This is a genomic window from Ensifer sp. Root31 (genome assembly GCF_001424825.1).
GTDB lineage: Bacteria > Pseudomonadota > Alphaproteobacteria > Rhizobiales > Rhizobiaceae > Ensifer > Ensifer canadensis.
In genome coordinates this window covers 59,081-80,538 of the sequence record NZ_LMCO01000019.1, presented here as the reverse complement: position 1 = coordinate 80,538, position 21,458 = coordinate 59,081, and the positions used below count along the sequence as shown (strand labels likewise).

Sequence of the window (21,458 nt, the reverse complement as noted above, 5' to 3'; positions counted from 1 at the left end):
GTATGAAGCCATTCCAAACTTCGGTCGATTGGGCATCATCTTTGCCCGCTCGAACGTGGTCCCCTCCAGTTACGGCAGGAAACTGCCGTAACGGCCGCTGTGGTAGAGGACGGGTTCGCCTGAGCCTGCCGCAATCGCCAGGACCCGTCCCAGGATGATGGCGTGGCTATGACGCTCGATGATCTCCTCGACTTCGCAATCGATCGCGGCAAGTGCCCCATTCAGGGCGGAAGCGCCGCTGACGAGGGTCCGCCAGTCTGCGCCGCCGTAGCGTGCCGCGCCTTTGAGACCACCAAAGCCCGCGAAGCGCTCGGCCACGTGCTGCTGCTGGCTTGCGAGAATGTTGACGCAGAAATGCTGGTAACGCTCGATCACCGGCCAGGTGGATGACGTCCGGTTGATGTTGACGATCATCGTCGGTGGATCGACCGAAAGCGCCGTTGCCGACGTTACCGTCGCGCCTGTGCGATCGTCGCCGATACCGGCGGTGATGACCGAGACGCCACCCGACAGGTTGCGCATGGCGGATTTCAGTTCCGATGGCGTGATGGGGTTAGGGCGATCGATCGCATGACTTGATGTCGTGAATGCACTGGAAGCGGCGAGAGCGATGTTCATGGCAAAATCCTCGAAAAATTTGACCTGCTTCCCGGTCGTGAAGCCGCGATCCGGGAAAAAATTTTTCCTCTACTCAAAAATGATCGCCGGATTTTTCATTGTCAATAAATTTTATAGAGTTTATCTTTTTTGGACTGCCGGCCCTGTCTGGCGCCTGCCGTCGATCGTGTCCGAGGAGAATTCGCATGAGCAACACGCCTGACAAAGTCAACGTTCTCTGGTTCCTGCCCACTCACGGCGACAGCCGCTATCTCGGCACATCACGGGGAGGGCGCAATGTCGACCTCAACTATCTGAAACAGGTCGCCCAGGCGGCCGATGCGCTGGGCTACTACGGTGTGTTGATCCCCACTGGCCGCAGTTGCGAGGACAGCTGGGTGGTGGCGTCAGCCCTGGCACCCTTGACCGAGAAGCTGCGCTTCCTGATTGCGGTGCGGCCTGGACTGCTTTCACCGATGCTGGCAGCCCGGATGACGGCAACGCTCGACCGGCTTTCCGAGGGACGGCTGCTGATCAACGTGGTGACGGGCGGCGACCCGACGGAAAACAAGGGCGATGGCATCCACCTGTCGCATGGCGAGCGCTACGAAGTCACCGAGGAGTTTCTCAACGTCTACAAATCAGTCCTTCGCGGCGAAGACGTTACTTTCAAGGGAAAACATTTCGATATCGAAGGCGGCAAGCTGCTGTTCCAGTCGGTGCAGACGCCGCATCCGCCGCTCTATTTCGGCGGTTCCTCGGGCAAGGGCCAGGAGGTGGCGGCCAGAACGATCGACAAATATCTGACCTGGGGTGAGCCACCGGAAGATGTCGCCAGAAAGATTGCCGAAGTGCGCGCACTGGCTGAGGCCGAGGGCCGGGAAGTTACATTTGGCATCCGGCTGCATGTGATCGTGCGCGAGACCGCAAAGGAAGCATGGCGGGCGGCCGACGACCTGATACAATATGTCGATGACGAGACGATCGCCGCGGCACAAAAGGTGTTCGAGCGTATGGATTCGGTAGGTCAAAGTCGTATGAGCCGGTTGCATGGCGGCCGGCGCGACAAGCTCGAGGTGGCGCCCAACCTCTGGGCCGGCGTCGGGCTTGTGCGCGGCGGTGCGGGCACCGCCCTTGTCGGTGATCCGGATCAGGTCAAGGCGCGGATGGAAGAGTACCGCGAGATCGGCATCGATACGTTCATCATGTCTGGCTACCCGCACCTGGAGGAGGCCTATCGCTTCGGCGAGCTCGTGCTGCCAAACCTGCCGCTGGGTCACGCGGTTCCCGCGCGCGAAACATCGATCAATACCGGTCCGTTCGGCGAGACCATTGCCGGCGACCACAGGCCCAAGCTAAAGGTGTCGCAATCGTGAAGCGTCGACCCCGCCGACCGGTTGTCGCAATCATCGGCGGTGGCTTCACCGGGGCGGCGGTTGCCGCCAACCTAGCCAAGAACACGACCGGTCAGGCGGTCGATATCATCGTCTTCGAGCCTCGGGGGCGCCTGGGTGCCGGTCTTGCCTACGACACCTCCGATCCGGCGCATCGCATCAACGTACCGGCGGCGCGCATGAGCCTGATACCGGATGAGCCGGACGATTTTCTGCACTGGCTGGCCGCTGAAGGTGAGCCGCGCGACGACCAGGATGCGCTGACCGAAGACGGGAATCTCTACCCTCGGCGCGCGGTCTTCGGCCGCTATGTCGGCGACTTCATCGCACCTTTTCTTCGGAGCGGTCAGGTCCAGCACTGTCACGAACGGGTGGCCCAGATCGTCAGGACGGGCGAGCAATGGCGGATCGCGGCCGATGGAGGAACTGATATCCTGGCCGACATCGCCATCGTTGCCACGACCCACCCGGCACCGTGTGCACCCCGGCACATTGCCAAGGCGCTCGCCAGCCATCCACGTTTCGTCGCCGACTCGACATTGTCAGGCGCCCTATCCGTAATCCGCGGGGAGGATCGCGTCCTCCTGATCGGCAACGGACTGACTTCGGCCGATGTCATCGCCTCGCTCAGACGAAACGGCCACCGAGGGCCGATCACCGCCCTTTCCCGCCGGGGGCTTCGGTCGAGGGGACACGCGACAACGGCGCAGGAGCCATTTGGCGATTTCGTCACCGATCCTTCGCGAACCGCTCGTTCGCTGTTGCGTAGGATACGCCAGGCAGTTCAGGAGGCGCCGACGGCGGGTCATAGCTGGCACGCGGTTTTCGACGCGTTGCGCGCCCAGGGCGGCGAAATCTGGGGAGCCCTACCTATCCCGGAGCGAAAACGACTTGTTCGCCACCTGAGGCCCTATTGGGATGTGCATCGCTTCCGGGTCGCACCACAGATAGATGCGGTCATCGGCCAAGGGCTTGACCACGGCGATGTGAGGGTTCTTGGCGGATCGGTGAAAGAGATAGCCCGGGCCGGCGAGACCATCACCGCCGAGGTTAGACACCGTCATACCGGCAAGTGCGAGCAGATGACATTTGACGCCTGCGTCGTGACCACCGGCCCGGCGCACACGGCTATCCTCAGGAGCCAGGGTTGGCTGGCCGATATGGCCGATGCTGGCCATTTGCAACTGGATGGGGTGGGTCTCGGCCTTGCCTGCGATGAACAAAGCCGCGCAGCCGACCGCGACGGAAAAAGCGACGACGCGCTTTTCATCGCCGGCCCGCTTGCCCGCGGCACATTCGGCGAGTTGATGGGGCTGCCGCAGGTGAATGATCATGCGATCTTCGTCGCTCATCAGGTCGCGCAGCGTCTCGCAAGCCAGTCCCGGTCGAGGCCTGCGGTGCAAATCGCCTGACACAGAGCAGGCTTTCTACGTTTGCCGGGCAAGCAAGCCGGGGCCACATCTACCCTTCGTGCTGGCCCTCAAGACGCCGCGTCCAGTCCTCGACCTTGCGGGTCGCCAGCCGCTTGATCGCGTAGTCGCGCCAGTTCGTCGGCAAGATATCGAGGTTGGCAATCTCCTGAAGGGCGTCCCGGTTCATCGTGTCGACGTAGAGGTAATGCCAGAGTCGCCTGATGGTCCAAGTCGGGTATCGGCGCTCGACCAGAGCGAGGGCGTCTTCCGCGCAAACGCGCCCTTCCTCGATCACGCGGTAGTACCATCCGGTGCGACCGGATTGCTGGACACGGCGGGCCATGTCGCTTTGACCGAAGCGCTTGTTCAGTTTCCAGCACGGCTGCCGGCCCTGGCTGACTTCGAGCAGGGCACGGCCCAGGCGAAACCGATCTCCGACGGCCACATCATCTTCCGTCAGTCCGGATGTCGACAGGTTTTCGCCGAACGCTCCAGGGTGATCGAGAACCGCTGCCGGGCCGATCTCCGACCGCCAGAGCCGGTAATGATCGCCGGGGTAGTGGTGCACAGCCTTCTCGATGCCGCCGTGTCGTTTAAGGTCGCCCTGGTGATCGCCAACGAAGCCGGTCGGCGACAGGTGCAACGCCCCGGCGACCGGCTTCTTGTCGATACCGCTTTGCGTCCCGCGTTCATCGATGGCGGTCAGTGAACCCACCAGCAATGCATTGAGGGCAATCGGCTTTATTTGCTCAGGCCGCATGCAACTGCTCCAACCATGCCGTCATCATCGAGTCGGCGGCCGTCGCTAGTGTGGCCCCGTATTGCGTCGCATCGTCGCGAAGTTTTCCGATGTCGATCTTTGCCGCCACCAGCTCGCAGGCGTGACCGACCAGCCACCGCTCAAACGCCACTCCCGCATCCGCCTCGGGGTGAAACTGAAGCCCGAGAATATTGTTGCCGATGGAAAACGCCTGCTGCACGGTCTTTGGGGTCGACGCCAGCAAAGTGGCGCCGGCGGGAAGATCGTAGGTATCGCCGTGCCAATGCAGCATCGGCACGCCATCCAGATGACGAAGCGGAGAAGCACGGCCGGCCTCGCTAAGGCTGATCGGGTCGAAACCGATCTCCTTGATCCCCAATGGAAAGACCCGCGCGCCGCTTGCGCGCGCAATCAGCTGCGCGCCAAGGCAGATGCCGAGGGTCGGCCGACCGGTCTTCAGTCGTGCTGCCAGCACCTCGACCTCCCGCTGCAGAAACGGGTAGGTCCGGTCCTCGTAGGCGCCGATCGGTCCGCCGAGTACAACGACAAGGTCGGGGGCGTCCGGCGCGAAATCCAGAAAATCGGCAGTTCCGACATCGCGGTATTCTATCCCGTAGTCAGCGCGAAGGGGAGCGGCAAAGGTGCCGAGATCCTCGAAATGAACATGCCTGATCACCAGGGCCGATTTCAGTGTCATCGCTTTCCTGTCTCTATTCGACGTGAAATCTCATCGGGAATTGCGCAGCCGTCAGTCGTGCAGCCGGCGATGTCCACCGGCACAGTCGTTGCCGGCAGCGGTTCTGCAAGTGCTGTCGCCAGCCAAGCTCCGACGAGCAGATCGTCCTCGATCCCGAATCGATGGTGGCGGACCTTGCCGTCGCGGCCAATGATAATGGTCGTGGGCGTGCCACGCATGCCGTAGCCCTGCATCGTGCGCGGTATCGGCGTATCGGGTGATGCCGCGTCGACGCCGATCGGAAAGCTTAGACGGTATTCGTGGATGAACGCCTTGAGGGCCTCCGGACCCATCGCCGTATGATGTTCGAGAACCGTGTGCAGGCCGATCACTTGGAGATCGGTGTCGCGAAACAGCCGCTGCACGCGCTGGGTCTGCGGCAATCCGTACGATACGCAGGCGGGGCAAAGCATCTGAAAGGCGTGGATGAAGACGACGCGTCCGCGCAGCATGCCGAGGCTCAGCGGCGTTGCGGTGTTGAACCAGTTGCTCACGTCCAGTTCCGGCGCCTGATTTGAGAGATCAGCGATCATGAGGCCATTCCTTTTGGGAGGGGCCGGGCAGGCAGGACCTGCCCGGCGGGATGTCAGGCCGCTTCGCGCACGAGCTTGACGCCGGGGAAATCGACCGGCACGGCGAGGGCCACGTTGATGTAGTTGGTGAAGAGATTGAGCGCCACGTGCGCGATGATCTCGACAATGTCCTGATCGTCGAAGCCGGCATTGCGCAACGCCTTGACGTCAGCATCCGAGACCTGACCGCGTTCGTCGACCAGGATGCGGACGAATGAAAGCACCGCCGCGGTCTTCGGATCAGCGGAGTGGCCGCGTTGGGCGTCAGCCATGTCCTGCGCTGTCGCGCCGGCCTTGCGGCCGAGAGCCGTATGCGCCGCCAGGCAATAGTGGCAATCATTGCGGTCAGCGACGGCGACGGCAATCTGCTCGCCGAGTTTGGCGCCGAGCCGGCCATTGCCAAGCGCGCCGAACGAACCCCACATGCTGGCAAGTGCCGCCGGGGAATTGGCCACCGCCTTGAACATGTTCGGTGTCGCGCCGAAGGCCGCGTGGATGCTGCCCAGCAGTTCTGCACTGGCACCGGTTGCCGTCTTGGGGTCAACTAGATTAATTCTGCTCATGGTTTTCTCTTTCTATTTGCATGGAGGGAGAAAATGCCGGTCCGCCGATGGCAGTCGACGGGCCGGCGCCGACATCATCGGGGCCGAAAGCGCGCTTGAATGCGGTGAAATCCTTTGGTCCCGAGGGTGAAGCGGTTTGTCCTGGTGCCGACGTCAGCACGCTGGGGCGTGGCAGCGCCGGTGCATTGGTCGAAACAAATGATGGGTCGGTGGTGTCCTTCATTGCATCTGCCCCACCTCAGGCCGCGCCACGGTTGAATATCTTCCAGGCGGCGGCCTGGCTTGAGGCGTCTGCCGTTTCGTATTCGCCGCAATCGATGCGCAAATCCGCTTGGCCAAACGGTGCGTTGACGAAGGCGCAATGGTGCGGCTCTTTCGAACCCGGATAGGCATTGGGCTGGAAGTATCGGCAGTTCACACACATGCGTTGTTCCGGGATGGCGCCGGACGCCTGCAGCGTGCGGATGATCTTGACCAGATGAAGCAGCAGATCTTCCTGTCCGAGCGTCGATAGCGACGCAAAGGCAGCGTCTGTCGCCGAGGCAATCATGCCGGCGCGGCGCACGGCGGCCTCGCCTTCGGCCGTCGCGGCCACCGCTACGGCCCGCGCATCCGAAGGGTCCGCCAGCTTCTCGACAAAACCCTTGCGCGTCAGTGCATTGATCGAATCCGTCGCAGTCGGTTGGCTGACGCCGAGATGGGCTGCGATCTGTTTGACGCGCATGCCAGCTTTGCCACGGCCCACCAGAAAGATCAGGATCTGCAGTTGTGTCGGGTTCAACCCGATCACGTCGGCTGCCGTCCATGCTTCGGTCCGCATCGCCGTCGCTATCCGTGCGAACCCGTCGCCTATGCGGTCGATAATTGCAGGCGGTGTCGTCGTGTTCTTTGCCATTCCTGATATATATAGGAGTCCTAATTAGCGTCAATTCACCGTCGCCGGGAATCCGCATCCAATTTGACGCGCATCAAATTAGGTGCACGGCCTTCGGACTAATACTGCGGCGAACAACCCAAGCACGGGCTGCTCGGTCAAACGGAGAAGACGATGTTGAAAGCAATCAAGAGCGGATTGGGCCTCGCAATGGCGGTCATGCTTATCGCTGCGCCCGCAACCGCCGCGGATTTCGAAGTGCACATGCTCAACAAGGGCAAGGAAGGCGCGATGGTGTTTGAACCTGCGTCGCTGAAGGTTGCGGCCGGCGACACGGTGACGTTCATCCCGACCGACAAGGGCCACAACGTCGAAACGATCAAGGGCATGATCCCGGATGGCGCAGAGGCATTCAAGAGCAAAATCAACGAAAACTACAAGGTGACCTTCACTGCACCCGGCATCTACGGCGTGAAATGCACGCCGCACTACGGCATGGGCATGGTCGGCGTGGTTCAGGTCGGCGACAGCCCGGCCAACCTCGCAGCGGCGAAGGGCGCCAAGAACCCGAAGAAGGCGCAGGAACGGCTGGACGCCGCATTCACAGCACTCGGCAACTAAAGCAAAGCCACACTGAAACGAGCGGGCGGGGACGGGCCGCTCGACGGCGCCGCCCACCGGGCGGAAGGCGGCGCCATCATGCGGAACCAATGCGAAGCACTCGCGTTGGTTCCGCATGGAGCAAATCGTAGCAGACATGTTTCCGCCGTCGCAGATTCCCTATCCGGTCATCTTCGCGCGCATTCTCGGGGCCTTGCTGATGGGCTCGATCATTGGCTTCGAGCGTGAAGCCAAAGCCCGCCCGGCCGGTCTCAAGACGCACATGCTCGTGTGCCTCGCCGCCTGCACCTTTGCAGTCATCTCGCTTGAAAGCGTCTATATGAAGGGCTTCATAGACGAGCGGGTCCGGATCGATCCCTTGCGCGTCGTTGAAGCGGTCACCGCGGGCGTCGCCTTTCTTGCGGCGGGCACCATCGTACTGTCGCGCGGACAGGTCCAGGGCCTGACGACCGGCGGTAGTCTGTGGTTGGCGGGCGCCATTGGCCTCGCTCTCGGCTTCGGCCACTGGATCATCGCTGCCTTTGCGACAGGATCCGCCTTTCTTGTTCTTTCCGTCGTCGGCAGGCTCGAAGCGGTAGTTGAGGAGGAAGAGCAACCCGGCCCTCAACCTCAGGCATCCAAGCCTCGCGACGAGAAGGTGAGCCGCATCCGCAAGAGCACCCGATAGATTTCGCATCCTGCGCCGCTTGGGACGGCACCATTTTTCACTCACCGCTCTGCAGCGTTTCTTTCGATCCATGGCTTTCTTGGCCGGCAGATCAGGCCGGGCGCAATGGTCATTTGCATCTTGCAAAAAGCCTCCATATGTGAACAGTATCTTTACATAAGAAAATTCATGGAGGAGATAATGCCCAACCAGCACAGCCGCGCCCATATGATAAGCGCGACCACTCGCTGCCAGCTGCCAATGCGGATACGAGCCAGCGCAGGGTTTTCTCATGAATGAATTCTCGCCAACCGTTGGCGTGTCTACGACACGCCCCACCGACATGCCGGAGGATCACGCTGCCCTTCCGGTGTGGAATGCCGAAAACTGGTTTTACGAGGATTGGCCGGTCGGCCAGCGCATCCGCTCGTTGCGCCGGACGATCTCCGAGAGCGACAGCCACCTGTTCAACACGCTGGTCGTCGACATCCACCCTTATGTCCAGGATCAGATGTTCGCGGAACGGGAAGGCATCTTCGGCCGCCGACTGGTGGCTGGCGCCTTCGTTTTTTCGGCCGGCCTCGGCCTCGTCGCCACCAACTGCGTCAACGCTTTTTCCTACGGCTATGACAAGCTGCGCTTCATCAAGCCGGTCTTTCTGGGCGACACGATCTACACGATCCGCACCAACATGGACAAAACACCGCGCTACAAGGAGCTTGGCCTGATCCGGGCCAGTTATCAGGTCTTCAAGAACGAGGGTGAGCTGGTGCTCTACTGCGAGCATCTGCAGACGGTGAAGTACAACAATCCGGCTGACTTCGTCGGCAAGACAGAGAAATAAGAACAGCGATGCACGAGGAAAACGAACTGCCTTTGGCCGGCCTTGTCGTCGTCGACATGAGCCAGTTTCTCTCCGGTCCCTATTGCTCTCTACGGCTGATGGACCTGGGCGCGCGCGTCATCAAGATCGAGCGCCCGGATGGCGGCGATCTATCGCGCCGCCTCTATCTCAGCGACACCGAGATCGGTGGCGATTCCACCATCTTCCATGCGATCAATCGCGCTAAGGAAAGTCTGGCAATCGATCTCAAGGACGAATCCGATGTCGCGGCGCTGAAGGCGCTGCTCGCCAAGGCCGACGTCCTGATCCAGAACTTCCGACCTGGCGTCATTCAACGGCTGGGCTTGGACTACGAGGCCGTTCGGGCGATCAACCCGCGCATCGTCTACGCTTCGATCAGCGGTTATGGAGAGGAGGGCCCTTGGGTCAAGCGGCCCGGTCAGGACCTGCTGGCGCAGGCGCGCTCCGGCGTGATGTGGTTGAACGGCGACGAAGCGCAAGGGCCGGTCCCCTTCGGTCTTGCCATTGGCGATATGCTTGCCGGCGCTGCAGCCGCCCAGGGCATTCTTGCTGGTCTCGTCCGCCGCGGCATCTCCGGCAAGGGCAGCCTGATTGAAACCAGCCTGCTCGAAGCGCTGGTCGACTTCCAGTTCGAGGTGCTGACGACCCATCTCAACGACGGCAGGCGGCTGCCGAAGCGCTCGGATTTCCGCAGCGCCCACGCCTATCTGTCGGCGCCCTACGGGGTCTACCCCGCCAAGGACGGCTACCTCGCGATCGCGATGACGCCGATCTCGAAACTTGCCGACCTCCTGGAGATGCCGCAGCTCGCGCCCTATTGCGACGACCCGTCTTCGTGGTTTTCCGCAAGAGACGAGATCAAGGCCCTGATCGCCGAGCGCATCGGCGAAAACACGGTGGACCATTGGCTGGCCGTGCTCGAGCCGGCCGACATCTGGTGCGCTCGCGTGCTCAACTGGAACGAACTGCTGGAAAGCGACGGCTTCCGCACCCTTGACATGCTGCAGACGGTCAACCGCGAAGACGACGTGTCAATCCTGACCACGCGTTCGCCGCTGCGGGTCAACGGTCGGCGCGCCCAGGTCGATCGCGCTGCCCCCAGAATCGGCGAACACAGTGCATCGATCCGCAAGGAGTTCGGCCTATGACCGTCACCCTCAAGGGCATGACGTGGAGCCATCCACGCGGTTACGACCCCATGGTGGCGTGTTCGAGACTCTGGCAGGAAAAGACCGGGGTTGCCATCCATTGGGAGAAGCGCTCGCTGCAGGATTTCGAGACCTATCCGGTCGAGGAGCTCGCCAAGGCATACGATCTGATCGTTATCGATCACCCGCATGTCGGGCAGATCACCAATGAAGGGTGCCTTGCGCCTCTTGATGTGGCCGGTCGAGAAGCGGAACGTTCCGTGCTTGCAGCCGGGTCGGTCGGGCAATCCTATCCGAGTTACAGCTGGAACGGGCGCCAATGGGCCTTTCCGATCGATGCCGCGGCACAGGTCCAGGCCTGGCGCCCTGATCTCGGAGAGCGTGTTTCGAGCTGGTCCGGCATGTTGGACCTCGCGCGCAAGGGTGCGGTGCTGCTGCCGCTGCGACCGCCGCATTCGCTGATGAGCTTCTACACGCTCTGCGGCAATCTCGGTCACCCCTGCGCAGTGAGCGGACAAGCGGACCTGGTGGACCGTGACGGAGGCGTTGCCGCCTTCGAGATGCTCTCCGAGCTTGTATCGCTGATCGACCCCGCCTGCTTCGCGATGGATCCGATCGCGGTGCTGGAGGCGATGTCGGCCCCGGAGGCAAAAGCCGCCTGCGCGCCGTTAATCTACGGCTACGTCAGCTACTCGGTTGCCGGTTTCCGGCCGTCGCTCATCCGGTTTGGCGACATTCCGGTCGCCGGCCAGCATGGCCCAAGCGGTTCGGCGCTTGGCGGAACGGGCATTGCCGTCTCCGGCTTCTCGTCGTCCATCGACGCCGCGACCGACTTTGCCTATTGGGTTGCAAGCGGTGCGGTCCAGCGCCAGGCCTACGCCTTTGGCGGCGGACAGCCGGGACACGGCGACGCCTGGGACGACGATGCGGTGAACGCGGCGACATCAAACTTTTATCGCGCGACCCGTGCGACGCTCGAAACCGCCTGGGTGCGTCCCCGACACGATGGTTACATGCCGTTCCAGCAGGCGGCCTCGGATCGCATCAATGACGGGCTATTGCGCAAGGAGATGGCGCGACAGGTCGTTGACGATCTCAACCGGCTTTTCACCGAAAGCTTCGCGGCGGCGTAAAGAGAAACACCGGAGATAAGCGATCGGCTCATCTCCGGTGTTCAGCAAAAAAGGCCGACCTAGCGGTTTCAGGCTTTGTCGTGAGGGTGGGTGGCCACAATGGGCCGCGTTGCTTCCTTACGCGAGATTCCAGATTCGACGTGCGTTTGCCGACAGCAGCTTTGTCCGCTCGTCCGGACTGCAGTGCTCCAGCAACGCGTGAGTGGTCGCAACCCAGGTTGAAAGGTTGGCGCCGAGCGTGCAGACGGGCCAATCGCTGCCCCAGACGACGCGGTCCCAGCCGAGAGTAGCGATCGTATGCTCGACGTAAGGTCGTAGCGTCTCGACATTCCAGCTTTCATCCGCATAGGCGACGACGCCGGATATCTTGGCAACCACGTTCGGCCGCTTTGCGATCTCGCGCATATGGTCACGCCAGGGATGTTCGGCGCCGTTGCGGATATCGGGAACGCCGCAATGGTCGAGCACGAACTGCAGATCGGGCACGAGATCGGCAAGGGCAATCGCTTTGGGGATCTGGTGCGGCAGGACGCAGAGATCGAAGGTAAAACGGTTACCGCCAAGCCGCCTGATGTTCTCGCGGAAGAGGGCGCCGTCCGACAAATCGTCCGGGACCACATGCAGGACACGGCGAAACCCCTTGACGAGGGGATCGTCCTGTTGCCGTTCGAGATAGGCGGCAAAGCCGTCCTCTTCCGGCCGGCACGCGGCAATTGCCCCCTTGAGCAGACTGCCCGCTCTTTGCGAGAGTTGCCGAACTTCTGACGTCTCCAGCTCCATTTCGCCGGGATCGACGTCAACTTCCATGTGCAACGCCGTGCCGATGCCGACACGCCGGGCCTCCGCCTCATAGGTCGAATAGAGGAAATCCCGATCCAGCGCCGGGACGCCCGTCAGCCAGGGATAGGTCAACGCGGACTTGTTGATGAGATGCAGATGGGTATCAACGATCACGATGCGGCTTCCTCCATACGCCTCACACTCTCACACGAGAAGAGATCATTCAAATAAGAAATTGACAGTATGCAGCGATCGCGGACGTCGTGTGCCGACCGTAGATCCGGCACCTGCTCATTCCGACGATTGCGCCACATCCGATCCCGCGAGCACCGAAAGCTGTGTTGCCGCGCTGCGCAGGAGCGAGATCGTCTCGGTGATATCAGGCGCAGATGGCGCATTGACCAGCGCAATATAGGGAATGGTCAATGCCGCGATGCCACGGCCGTCAGGCCCGAGAATGGGCGCCGAGAGGTTGTAGACGCCGGCCGTCTGGGCGCTTGCCATCATTTCGTAGCCACGCTCGCGGATCTGGTCGAGCCGGGCATAGAATTCCGGACCAAGCAAGATCTCGTCCTTGCTGCGCGCGTGCTCGGCGATCATCATTTCCCGCTCCTCCGGCGTGCGGAAGGCGAGCAGGATGTGACCGGAGCCAGTATCGAACAGGCTGATGTGCGAGCCGACCCTGATTGAGATACCCCAGTAATCAGGCGCTTCCTGCTGGGCGATGACCACGGCCGAGCCGCGATCGAACACGGCCAACTGGTTGGCCTGCTTCGACCGCTGGGCAAGATCGCGCATCAGTGGCGTCGCATAGGAGGCCAGCCGCCGCACCGGTGCGTGAAGCTGGGCCAGGCCGAAAAGCTTCAACGTCAGGGAATAGCGATCGCCATCGATTCGCGTGACGTAGCCGCGGCGCACGAGCCGGTCGAGCATCCGGTAGAATTCGTTCGGGCTCCGATTGAGCCTTTTCGATATTTCCGCCTGCGTCAGGCCTCCATCGACGCTCGCCAGCAGTTCGAGAATATCAAGTCCCTTGTCCAGCGCGGGGGCGCGGTAGCGATCGGACTCTTCGGTGTCCATGGGCGTCCTCCTTAGTGAATATCGATATCCATATACGCAGAGAAAGCCGCCGACAAAAGAAAGTTCACCCTTGACGAGCGATAAAATTGTTGTTTGTATATGAATTAGTTTCTCACAAATGAGAAATGCGGGCCGGGATGAGGGCGCGCTACAGTGGAGGAGAGGTTATGAACAGGCTGCTTTCCGGCGTCTCGGCCGGAGTCATCATGCTTGCCTGCGCAGTGGGAGCGGCCAGCGCCGCGGAACTGCCCGGCAAGTTCGAAGGCGTCACCATCGACGCCAAGCTGATCGGCGGACAGCAATACGAAAAGCTCTATGAGCGCATCGCCGAATGGGAGAAGGCGACCGGCGCCAAGGTCAATATCCTGTCGAAGAAGAATCACTTCGAACTCGACAAGGAGATCAAGTCGGATATCGCCACGGGCGGTATCAGCTGGTGCGTCGGTTCCAACCACTCTTCCTTCGCCCCGCAATACCCCGACATCTATACCGATCTCCTGGCACTGCTTCCGCCGGAAGAAATCGCAAAGTTCGTGCCGGCTGTCATCGACGCCTCGACGCTCGGCGGCAAGCTCGTCATGCTTCCACGCGCGCAGTTCGACGTGTCGGCGCTCTACTATCAAAAGAGCCTCTACCAGGACGATGCCAAGAAGGCCGCCTTCAAGGAAAAATACGGCTACGACCTCACGCCGCCGGATACCTGGGCGCAGGTCAGCGACCAGGCAGAATTCTTCGCGGCCCCGCCGAACTTCTACGGTACGCAGTTTGCCGGCAAGGAAGAGGCCATCAATGGCCGCTTCTATGAAATGCTGGTCGCCGAAGGTGGCGAATACCTCGACAAGGATGGACGTCCGGCCTTCAATTCCGAAGCCGGCATCCGGGCGCTCGACTGGTTCGTCAAGCTCTACAAGGACAAGGCCGTTCCTCCGGGCACGACCAACTACCTCTGGGACGATCTCGGCCAGGGCTTTGCTTCCGGCTCGATCGCCGTCAATCTCGATTGGCCTGGCTGGGCGAGCTTCTTCAACGATCCGAAGTCGTCGAAGGTTGCCGGCAATGTCGGCGTCAAGGTTCAGCCGGCAGGTTCCTCGGGCAAGCGCACGGGCTGGTCCGGGCACCACGGCTTCTCGGTCACCGAGGACTGCGCCAACAAGGAAGCGGCAGCTTCGCTCGTCTGGTGGCTGACCAACGAGGATAGCCAGAAGCTGGAATCGGCGACCGGTCCGCTGCCGACGCGCACCGCCGTCTGGGAATACAACATCAAGGCCGCCGAGGGCGATGCCTACAAGACTGAGGTGTTGCAGGCTTTCCAGGAAGCGGCAAAGCATGCATTCCCGGTTCCGCAGACTGCAGAATGGATCGAAATCTCCAACGCCGTCTATCCTGAACTCCAGGCCGCCATCCTCGGCGACAAGACGTCGAAGGAAGCGCTCGACACTGCCGCCGAAAAGGCGACCGGCATCCTGGAAGACGCAGGAAAGCTCTGAGTAGAGACAGGAAGGCGGCGCCGATACCAAGGTGTCGGCGCCGCCTTCGTCATTTACTGCGTAACTCCCTGGATCGGAAATGGTCAGGAAGGATTATGCAGCAAGTTTAATGCCTTGCAGCGTCTTTTTCGCGTCATATCTGACGCGCGGCACTGTGATGTCACCCTCAGGAATGCCTGATGAAGCTCAAGAAACTGTCCGCACCGGTCCTTCTGCTGCTACCGGCCTTTGTCGTGCTGGCAGCGGTCATCGTGGTGCCGTTGCTCTTCTCCTTCTATTCGAGCTTCACGCCGTTCCGGCTGACCAAGCCTGAATCGCTCTGGATCTTCGTCGGTCTGCGCAACTACATCACCGTGCTGAGCAACTGGGATTTCTGGGTCGCTTTCGGCCGCACCGTCCTTCTGCTCACCGTCGCACTGAACACGGAGATGCTGCTTGGCCTCGGCCTCGCGCTCCTTGTCAACAAGGCCACCCACGGCCAGCGGCTGCTGCGCACCATCATGATGTTCCCGATGATGTTTTCACCGGTGCTCGTCGGCTTCCAGTTCAAATTCATGTTCAACGACAACATCGGTTTCGTGAACAATGCGCTGCAGTCGCTCGGGCTGACGGACCGCGCCATCCCCTGGCTGATTGACGGCAACCTCGCGCTGATCTCGATCATCATTGCCGAGGTCTGGTCGTCGACTGCGGTCTTCGCGATCCTCATTCTTGCCGGTCTTCTGGCGATGCCGAAGGACCCGGTCGAGGCGGCGCATGTCGATGGCTGCACGCCATGGCAGACATTCCGCTACGTCACCTGGCCCCATCTCATGCCTTTTGCCTTCATCGCCATGACGATCCGCTCGCTCGACGTCGCCCGCGCCTATGACATCGTGAAGATCATGACCGATGGCGGCCCGGCCAAGCGCACCGAGCTTCTGTGGACCCTGATCGGCCGCACGGCCTACGCCGACGCCCGCATGGGGATGGCCAACGCCATGGCCTATGTCGCCATCCTGCTGTCGATCGTCTTCACCGTCTATTTCTTCCGCAAGCTCGCCGCCGCGCGCCAGCAGATCGGAGCCGAGTGGTAATGGATATCAATTCGTCACATCGCCTGCGCCGGCGCCTCCTGAAGACGGCGCATCTGATCGGGCTGTTTCTCGCAATGGCCGTGATCTGCCTGCCGGGCCTCTGGATCGTGCTGTCGTCGTTGCGCCCGACCGTCGAGATCATGGCAAAGCCGCCGGTCTGGATCCCGGAAAGCATTTCGCTGGATGCCTACCGCGCCATGTTCGCCGGCGCCGGGCAGGGCGGGGTTCCCGTCTGGGACTACTTCCGCAACTCTCTCATCATCTCCGTCACGTCGACGGTGATCGCTCTGGCGATCGGCATGGCCGGTGGTTATGCCTTTGCCCGTTACCGCTTCAAGGCAAAGTCGGCGATTTTCCTCGGCTTCATGCTGACGCGCGCCGTTCCCGGCATCGCGTTGTCCCTCCCGCTCTTCATGATCTATGCCCGCACCGGCATCATCGACACGCATTTCTCGCTGATCCTGACCTATGTCGCGCTGAACGTGCCCTTCACTATCTGGCTGATCGACGGCTTCTTCCGTCAGGTACCGAAGGATCTGGCGGAAGCCGCCCAGATCGACGGCTGCACACCCTGGCAGGCATTCTGGCAGGTGGAGTTTCCGCTTGCTGGCCCCGGCATTGCCTCCGCGGGCATCTTCGCCTTCCTCACGTCCTGGAATGAATATGCTCTGGCCTCGCAGATCACCCGCTCGGTCAACTCGAAAACTCTGCCCGTCGGCCTGCTCGACTACACCGCCGAGTTCACGATCGACTGGCGCGGTATGTGCGCGCTCGCCGTGGTCATGATCGTCCCGGCGCTCACGCTCACCTTCATCATTCAAAAGCACCTCGTTTCGGGCCTCACCTTCGGCGCGGTGAAAGGATAACATTCATGGCTCCTGTCACCCTCAGGAAACTGGTCAAACGCTATGGCGCGCTCGAAGTCGTTCACGGCATCGATCTCGAGGTGAAAGACCGCGAGTTCATCGCCCTGGTCGGCCCGTCCGGTTGCGGCAAATCGACGACGCTGCGCATGATCGCCGGCCTCGAAGATGTCAGCGGCGGAGCCATCGAGATCGGTGGCCGCAAGGTCAACGACCTGCCGCCGCGCGCCCGCAACATCTCGATGGTCTTCCAGTCCTACGCGCTCTATCCGCATATGACGGTCGCCGAGAACATGGGTTTCTCGCTGAAGATCGCCGGCCGCTCTACTGACGACATCAAGGCGCGCGTCGATGAGGCTGCGACCATTCTCGATCTCGGCCATCTGCTGGAACGTCGCCCGTCGCAGCTGTCCGGCGGCCAGCGCCAGCGCGTGGCGATGGGCCGTGCGATCGTGCGCCAGCCCGACGTCTTCCTGTTCGACGAGCCGCTGTCCAACCTCGACGCCAAGCTGCGCACCCAGGTGCGCACCGAAATCAAGAAGCTGCATGCCCGCATGCAGGCGACGATGATCTATGTGACGCATGACCAGGTCGAGGCGATGACGCTTTCCGATCGCATCGTCATCATGCGCGACGGCCATATCGAACAGGTCGGAACACCGGAAGAAGTCTTCCAGAAACCCGCGACGAAGTTTGTTGCCGGCTTCATCGGCTCGCCGCCGATGAACATGGACGAGGCCGTGGTCGACCATGGCCAGCTGGTGTTTGCGACCGGCGTCCGTCTGCCCATCCCGCCGCGGTTTGTCGGCGCGCTCCGCGCCGGCCAGAAGGTCACATTCGGCCTGCGGCCCGATGATATCTACCCCACGGGCCATGGCCTTCATGCCGGCGATGCCGCTGCCGTGCACGAGGTTGAGCTGCCCGTCACCATCACCGAGCCGCTCGGCAACGAGACGCTGGTGTTCATCCAATTCAATGGCCGCGACTGGGTTTCGCGCATGCTCAATCCGCGTCCGCTTCGCTCAGGCGAAAGTGTGCGCATGAGCTTCGATCTCTCCCGCGCCCATCTCTTCGACATCGAGACAGGAAAGGCTCTGGAAGGCTGACATGGCAAGGATCGAGAAAATTGAACTGCGTATGGTCGATCTGCAGCCGAAGGTGAAGCGGACCGACGCGATCCAGAGCTTCGTCAGCCAGGAAACGCCGATCGTCACGATCACGGATTCCGACGGCGCGACCGGGACGGGCTACAGCTACACGATCGGCACGGGCGGTTCCTCCGTCATGCGCCTGCTGTCCGACCACCTCGTTCCGATCCTGATCGGCGAGGACGTCGATTGCATCGAAGCCATCTGGCACAAGATGGAATTTGCCACCCATGCGACGACGATCGGCCCGATAACGGCGCTGGCACTCGCTGCCGTCGACACCGCCCTTTGGGACCTGCGCGCACGGAAACAGAAGCTGCCGCTCTGGAAGCTTGCCGGTGGCGCCAAGGACAGTTGCCCGCTCTACACCACCGAAGGCGGTTGGCTGCATATCGAAAAGGAAGCCCTCGTCGAGGATGCGCTTCAGGCCAAGGCCAAGGGTTTTTCCGGCTCCAAGGTCAAGATCGGCAAGCCGCACGGCTCCGAGGACTATGATCGCCTGTCGGCGATGCGCAAAGCGCTCGGTGATGGCTTCGAGATCATGACCGACTGTAACCAGGGTTTTACCGTTGACGAGGCGATCCGCCGGGCCGCTCGGCTGAAGGAGTTGGATCTCGCCTGGATCGAGGAGCCGCTGCCGGCCGACGATCTCGACGGCCACATCCGCCTGACACGCTCGACCCCGACCCCGATCGCCGTCGGCGAATCCATGTATTCGATCCGGCATTTCCGTGAGTACATGCAGAAGGGGGCCTGCTCGATCGTCCAGGTCGACGTCGCCCGCATCGGCGGCATCACGCCTTGGCTGAAGGTCGCGCACGCTGCTGAGGCTTTCGATATTCCGGTCTGCCCGCATTTCCTGATGGAACTGCATGTCAGCCTTGTCTGCGCCGTGCCGAACGGCAAATATGTCGAATACATTCCGCAGCTCGATGAACTGACAACCAAGGGCATGGAGATCCGTAACGGACGCGCCATTGCGCCGTCTGAAGCCGGCATCGGCATTGCCTGGGACTGGGATGCTGTGAAGGCGCGCTCGATCAACGAGTTCACCCGGGAATTCGTGAAGTAGGGAGGCCGCCATGCAACGAATGGGAATGGTGATCGGTCTTCAGCCCGACAAGATCGCCGAATACAAGACGCTGCACGCTGCCGTCTGGCCGGAGATCCTTACGCTGATCTCCGAATGCAACGTCACGAATTACTCCATCTTCCTCAAGGAGCCGGAAAACCTGCTGTTCGGCTACTGGGAATATGTCGGCGAGGATTTCGCAGCCGACATGGCCAGGATGGCCGCGCACCCGAAGAACCAGGAATGGTGGTCGGTTTGCATGCCATGCCAGAAGCCGCTCGAAACGCGCGGGGATGGCGAGTGGTGGGCGATGCTGGAGGAAGTCTTCCACCACGACGGAAAGGTCTTGCATCGTGACTGACCAGTTCGATCCGACGTCGCTGCAGCAATCCTGGCCGACACCCGAAAAACCGCGCCCGATCGTCATCTTCGGCGCCGGCAGCATTGTCGGTGATGCGCATCTTCCGGCCTATCGCAAGGCAGGCCTTCCCGTCGCCGGCATCTTCGATCCCGATGTCAAGAAGGCGGCGTCGCTTGCTGCCGAATGGGGCATCCGAGCGTTTGCGACCGAGACCGAGGCGCTGGCAATCCCAGATGCGATCTTCGATCTGGCGACGCCGCCGGCAGCGCATGCTGCAATCCTGTCGAAACTGCCAGTAGGATCGGGCGCCCTGATCCAGAAGCCGATGGGCGCAGATCTGGCAGCAGCCACGGAGATCCTCAACATCTGCCGTGACCGGCAATTGCAGGCGGCAGTCAATTTCCAGCTTCGCTTTGCCCCGATGATGCTGGCGCTGCGCGACGCGATCGAAAAAGGCTATCTCGGCCAGATCGTCGACTTCGATGCGTGGCTTGCACTTGCCACGCCCTGGGGTCTCTGGCCGTTCCTCAAAGGGTTGCCGCGGATCGAGATCGCCATGCACTCGATCCATTATCTCGACCTGATCCGCGGACTGCTCGGCAATCCCGACGGTGTGCACGCCAAGACGATCGGCCATCCCAATCATGAGGTGGCGCAGACCCGCACGGCCGCCATTCTCGACTACGGCGACCAGGTGCGCTGCGTGCTTTCGGTCAATCACGACCATGATTTCGGCCGCAAGTTCCAGGCCTGCGAGTTCCGTATCTCGGGAACCGAGGGGGCGGCATACGTCAAGCTGGGCGTCAATCTCGACTATCCGCGCGGCGAGCCCGACGAACTGTGGATCCGGCCAGCCGGTGGCACGGAATGGGTGGAGGTGCCGCTCAACGGCGCCTGGTTCCCAGACGCTTTTGCCAATCGCATGGCCAACCTGCAACGCTTCGTTAGTGGCGAGGACGAGCAGCTGATCGGCGCAGTCGACGACGCCTGGCAGACGATGGCGCTGGTCGAGGCCGCCTACCAATCCAGCGCGCGGCCTGCAACCGCGATCGCGCCACTTCCCGGACGTTGACGATGTTGGAACAGACAATCCATTTCGAAGACTATGAACTCGGCCATGTCAGGTTGAGCACAGGCCGTACGATCACCGAGACCGACTTCGTGGTCCATGCCGGGCATACGGGCGACTTCTTCCCGCACCACATGGACGCGGAATTCGCCAAAACCTTGCCCGGCGGCCAGCGGATCGCCCATGGCACCATGATCTTTTCCATCGGCGTCGGCCTGACGGCGTCGCTGATCAATCCCGTCGCCTTTTCTTATGGCTATGATCGGTTACGGTTCGTGCGTCCGGTTCATATCGGCGACACCATCCGCACCCGCGTGACGATCTCCGCCAAGGAGGACGATCCGAAGCGGCCGAAGGCGGGACGTGTCGTCGAACGGTGCGAAGTTATCAACCAGCGTGGCGAGGTCGTCCTCGCCGCCGATCATATCCTGGTCGTCGAACGCAAAGCATGAGGGGTCAACAATGACAACGGGTCTTTCGGGTAAGGTCGTCCTTATCACCGCCGCAGCCCAGGGCATCGGCCGCGCCACCGCGCTTGCCTTTGCCAAGGCCGGCGCCAAGGTGCATGCCACCGACATCAACACCGAGGCACTCGCAGCGCTGGCCGCAGAAGCCTCTGTTGAAACCCATCGGCTCGACGTTCTCGACCCAGGCGCTGTCGAGGCGCTGGTTGAGAAGATCGGTCAGGTCGACGTGCTCTTCAATTGCGCCGGTTTCGTGCATGCCGGCTCGATCCTCGACATGAAGGATGCCGACCTTGAATTCGCCTTCGACCTCAACGTCAAGGCGATGATCCGCACCATCCGGGCCGTGTTGCCGGGCATGCTTTCGCGCAAGGACGGCTCGATCATCAACATGGCTTCGGTTGCGTCCAGCATCAAGGGCGTGCCGAACCGCTTTGCCTATGGCGTGACCAAGGCGGCCGTCATCGGCCTGACCAAATCCGTTGCCGCCGACTATGTCGCCGACGGCATCCGCTGCAATGCCATCTGCCCTGGTACGGTCGAAAGCCCATCGCTGCAGGATCGCATGCGGGCACAGGGCGATTACGACGCGGCGCGGGCCGCCTTCATCGCCCGTCAGCCGATGGGCCGGATCGGCACGCCGGAAGAGATCGCCGATCTCGCCCTCTACCTCGCCGGCGCGACCTATACCTCCGGGCAGGCCTATGCCATCGATGGCGGCTGGACCATCTGAGCAC

The 21,458-nt window shown here is 61.7% G+C and carries 24 protein-coding genes and 1 pseudogene; 16 read left to right on the top strand and 9 right to left on the bottom strand.

The genetic code is table 11. The features are described from left to right. Positions 1-69 precede the first annotated feature (69 nt). A complete protein-coding gene (locus ASD00_RS18605) occupies positions 70-618 on the bottom strand; it encodes a flavin reductase family protein (protein WP_057208060.1) in 549 nt (182 codons plus the stop codon). 185 nt (positions 619-803) lie between these two features. On the opposite strand from ASD00_RS18605, the gene ssuD reads away from it, so the two are divergent. After that, positions 804-1,973 (top strand): FMNH2-dependent alkanesulfonate monooxygenase, encoded by a 1,170-nt coding sequence (ssuD, locus tag ASD00_RS18595; RefSeq protein ID WP_057208056.1) that lies wholly within the window; start codon positions 804-806, stop codon positions 1,971-1,973. Then, a complete protein-coding gene (locus tag ASD00_RS18590; protein ID WP_244494254.1) occupies positions 1,970-3,403 on the top strand; it encodes an FAD/NAD(P)-binding protein in 1,434 nt (477 codons plus the stop codon). Before ssuD ends, ASD00_RS18590 begins: the two co-directional genes overlap by 4 nt. A gap of 49 nt (positions 3,404-3,452) precedes the next feature. On the opposite strand, the gene ASD00_RS18585 is transcribed toward ASD00_RS18590, so the two are convergent. The 6 genes and pseudogenes from ASD00_RS18585 to ASD00_RS18565 all read right to left on the bottom strand — a co-directional run bounded on the left by ASD00_RS18585 (position 3,453) and on the right by ASD00_RS18565 (position 6,854). Further along, positions 3,453-4,163, bottom strand: coding sequence for an MOSC domain-containing protein (locus ASD00_RS18585; RefSeq protein WP_057208052.1), 711 nt, complete (start codon positions 4,161-4,163; stop codon positions 3,453-3,455). After that, on the bottom strand, positions 4,153-4,860 hold the full coding sequence (locus tag ASD00_RS18580; protein WP_198956849.1) for a glutamine amidotransferase: 708 nt from the start codon (positions 4,858-4,860) through the stop codon (positions 4,153-4,155). The genes ASD00_RS18585 and ASD00_RS18580 overlap by 11 nt, the downstream gene beginning before the upstream one ends. Positions 4,861-4,958: 98 nt before the next feature. Then, positions 4,959-5,432 (bottom strand): annotated as a pseudogene (locus tag ASD00_RS18575) (TlpA disulfide reductase family protein); the annotation flags it as partial. 53 nt (positions 5,433-5,485) lie between these two features. Further along, positions 5,486-6,034, bottom strand: coding sequence for a peroxidase-related enzyme (locus ASD00_RS18570; RefSeq protein ID WP_057208047.1), 549 nt, complete (start codon positions 6,032-6,034; stop codon positions 5,486-5,488). Then, a complete protein-coding gene (locus tag ASD00_RS40160; RefSeq protein WP_146160878.1) occupies positions 6,021-6,257 on the bottom strand; it encodes a hypothetical protein in 237 nt (78 codons plus the stop codon). Before ASD00_RS40160 ends, ASD00_RS18570 begins: the two co-directional genes overlap by 14 nt. 15 nt (positions 6,258-6,272) lie before the next feature. Then, a complete protein-coding gene (locus ASD00_RS18565) occupies positions 6,273-6,854 on the bottom strand; it encodes a MarR family winged helix-turn-helix transcriptional regulator (RefSeq protein ID WP_244496086.1) in 582 nt (193 codons plus the stop codon). A gap of 264 nt (positions 6,855-7,118) precedes the next feature. On the opposite strand from ASD00_RS18565, the gene ASD00_RS18560 reads away from it, so the two are divergent. From ASD00_RS18560 to ASD00_RS18540, 5 genes are all read left to right on the top strand, one after another. Further along, positions 7,119-7,529 carry a pseudoazurin gene (locus ASD00_RS18560; protein WP_107027273.1) on the top strand — a complete coding sequence of 137 codons (411 nt, stop codon included), beginning with the start codon at positions 7,119-7,121 and terminating at the stop codon, positions 7,527-7,529. 115 nt (positions 7,530-7,644) lie between these two features. Next, a complete protein-coding gene (locus ASD00_RS18555) occupies positions 7,645-8,196 on the top strand; it encodes an MgtC/SapB family protein (RefSeq protein WP_057208043.1) in 552 nt (183 codons plus the stop codon). Between the two features lie 271 nt (positions 8,197-8,467). Further along, positions 8,468-9,019, top strand: a complete 552-nt coding sequence (locus ASD00_RS18550) for a MaoC family dehydratase (protein ID WP_025428732.1) — start codon at positions 8,468-8,470, stop codon at positions 9,017-9,019. Positions 9,020-9,027: 8 nt separating this feature from the next. After that, positions 9,028-10,188, top strand: a complete 1,161-nt coding sequence (locus ASD00_RS18545; protein WP_025428733.1) for a CaiB/BaiF CoA-transferase family protein — start codon at positions 9,028-9,030, stop codon at positions 10,186-10,188. Further along, positions 10,185-11,321, top strand: coding sequence for an ABC transporter substrate-binding protein (locus ASD00_RS18540; RefSeq protein ID WP_057208041.1), 1,137 nt, complete (start codon positions 10,185-10,187; stop codon positions 11,319-11,321). Before ASD00_RS18545 ends, ASD00_RS18540 begins: the two co-directional genes overlap by 4 nt. Before the next feature lie 117 nt (positions 11,322-11,438). Here the strand turns inward: ASD00_RS18540 and ASD00_RS18535 are convergent, their stop codons facing one another. Next, on the bottom strand, positions 11,439-12,275 hold the full coding sequence (locus ASD00_RS18535; RefSeq protein WP_057208039.1) for an amidohydrolase: 837 nt from the start codon (positions 12,273-12,275) through the stop codon (positions 11,439-11,441). Positions 12,276-12,392: 117 nt separating this feature from the next. Beyond that, positions 12,393-13,181: an IclR family transcriptional regulator gene (locus ASD00_RS18530; protein WP_057208037.1), complete on the bottom strand. Its 789-nt coding sequence runs from the start codon at positions 13,179-13,181 to the stop codon at positions 12,393-12,395. 206 nt (positions 13,182-13,387) lie between these two features. Here ASD00_RS18530 and ASD00_RS18525 point away from each other — a divergent pair, with 206 nt between their 5' ends. From ASD00_RS18525 to ASD00_RS18485, 9 genes are all read left to right on the top strand, one after another. Beyond that, positions 13,388-14,668, top strand: coding sequence for a sugar ABC transporter substrate-binding protein (locus ASD00_RS18525; RefSeq protein WP_225906524.1), 1,281 nt, complete (start codon positions 13,388-13,390; stop codon positions 14,666-14,668). A gap of 179 nt (positions 14,669-14,847) precedes the next feature. After that, positions 14,848-15,744, top strand: coding sequence for a sugar ABC transporter permease (locus ASD00_RS18520; RefSeq protein ID WP_057208033.1), 897 nt, complete (start codon positions 14,848-14,850; stop codon positions 15,742-15,744). Next, complete coding sequence (locus ASD00_RS18515) at positions 15,744-16,610, top strand: carbohydrate ABC transporter permease (protein WP_025428739.1); 867 nt, start codon at positions 15,744-15,746, stop codon at positions 16,608-16,610. Before ASD00_RS18520 ends, ASD00_RS18515 begins: the two co-directional genes overlap by 1 nt. Before the next feature lie 5 nt (positions 16,611-16,615). Then, positions 16,616-17,713: a sn-glycerol-3-phosphate ABC transporter ATP-binding protein UgpC gene (ugpC, locus tag ASD00_RS18510; protein ID WP_025428740.1), complete on the top strand. Its 1,098-nt coding sequence runs from the start codon at positions 16,616-16,618 to the stop codon at positions 17,711-17,713. A 1-nt stretch (position 17,714) separates the two neighbouring features. Next, positions 17,715-18,827, top strand: a complete 1,113-nt coding sequence (locus tag ASD00_RS18505; protein ID WP_057208031.1) for a mandelate racemase/muconate lactonizing enzyme family protein — start codon at positions 17,715-17,717, stop codon at positions 18,825-18,827. 10 nt (positions 18,828-18,837) lie between these two features. Beyond that, complete coding sequence (locus tag ASD00_RS18500; RefSeq protein ID WP_057208030.1) at positions 18,838-19,188, top strand: L-rhamnose mutarotase; 351 nt, start codon at positions 18,838-18,840, stop codon at positions 19,186-19,188. Beyond that, on the top strand, positions 19,181-20,260 hold the full coding sequence (locus ASD00_RS18495; protein ID WP_057208028.1) for a Gfo/Idh/MocA family oxidoreductase: 1,080 nt from the start codon (positions 19,181-19,183) through the stop codon (positions 20,258-20,260). Before ASD00_RS18500 ends, ASD00_RS18495 begins: the two co-directional genes overlap by 8 nt. A gap of 2 nt (positions 20,261-20,262) precedes the next feature. After that, positions 20,263-20,709: a MaoC/PaaZ C-terminal domain-containing protein gene (locus ASD00_RS18490; RefSeq protein ID WP_025428744.1), complete on the top strand. Its 447-nt coding sequence runs from the start codon at positions 20,263-20,265 to the stop codon at positions 20,707-20,709. A 10-nt stretch (positions 20,710-20,719) separates the two neighbouring features. Then, complete coding sequence (locus ASD00_RS18485) at positions 20,720-21,454, top strand: SDR family oxidoreductase (RefSeq protein WP_057208026.1); 735 nt, start codon at positions 20,720-20,722, stop codon at positions 21,452-21,454. Positions 21,455-21,458 lie beyond the last annotated feature (4 nt).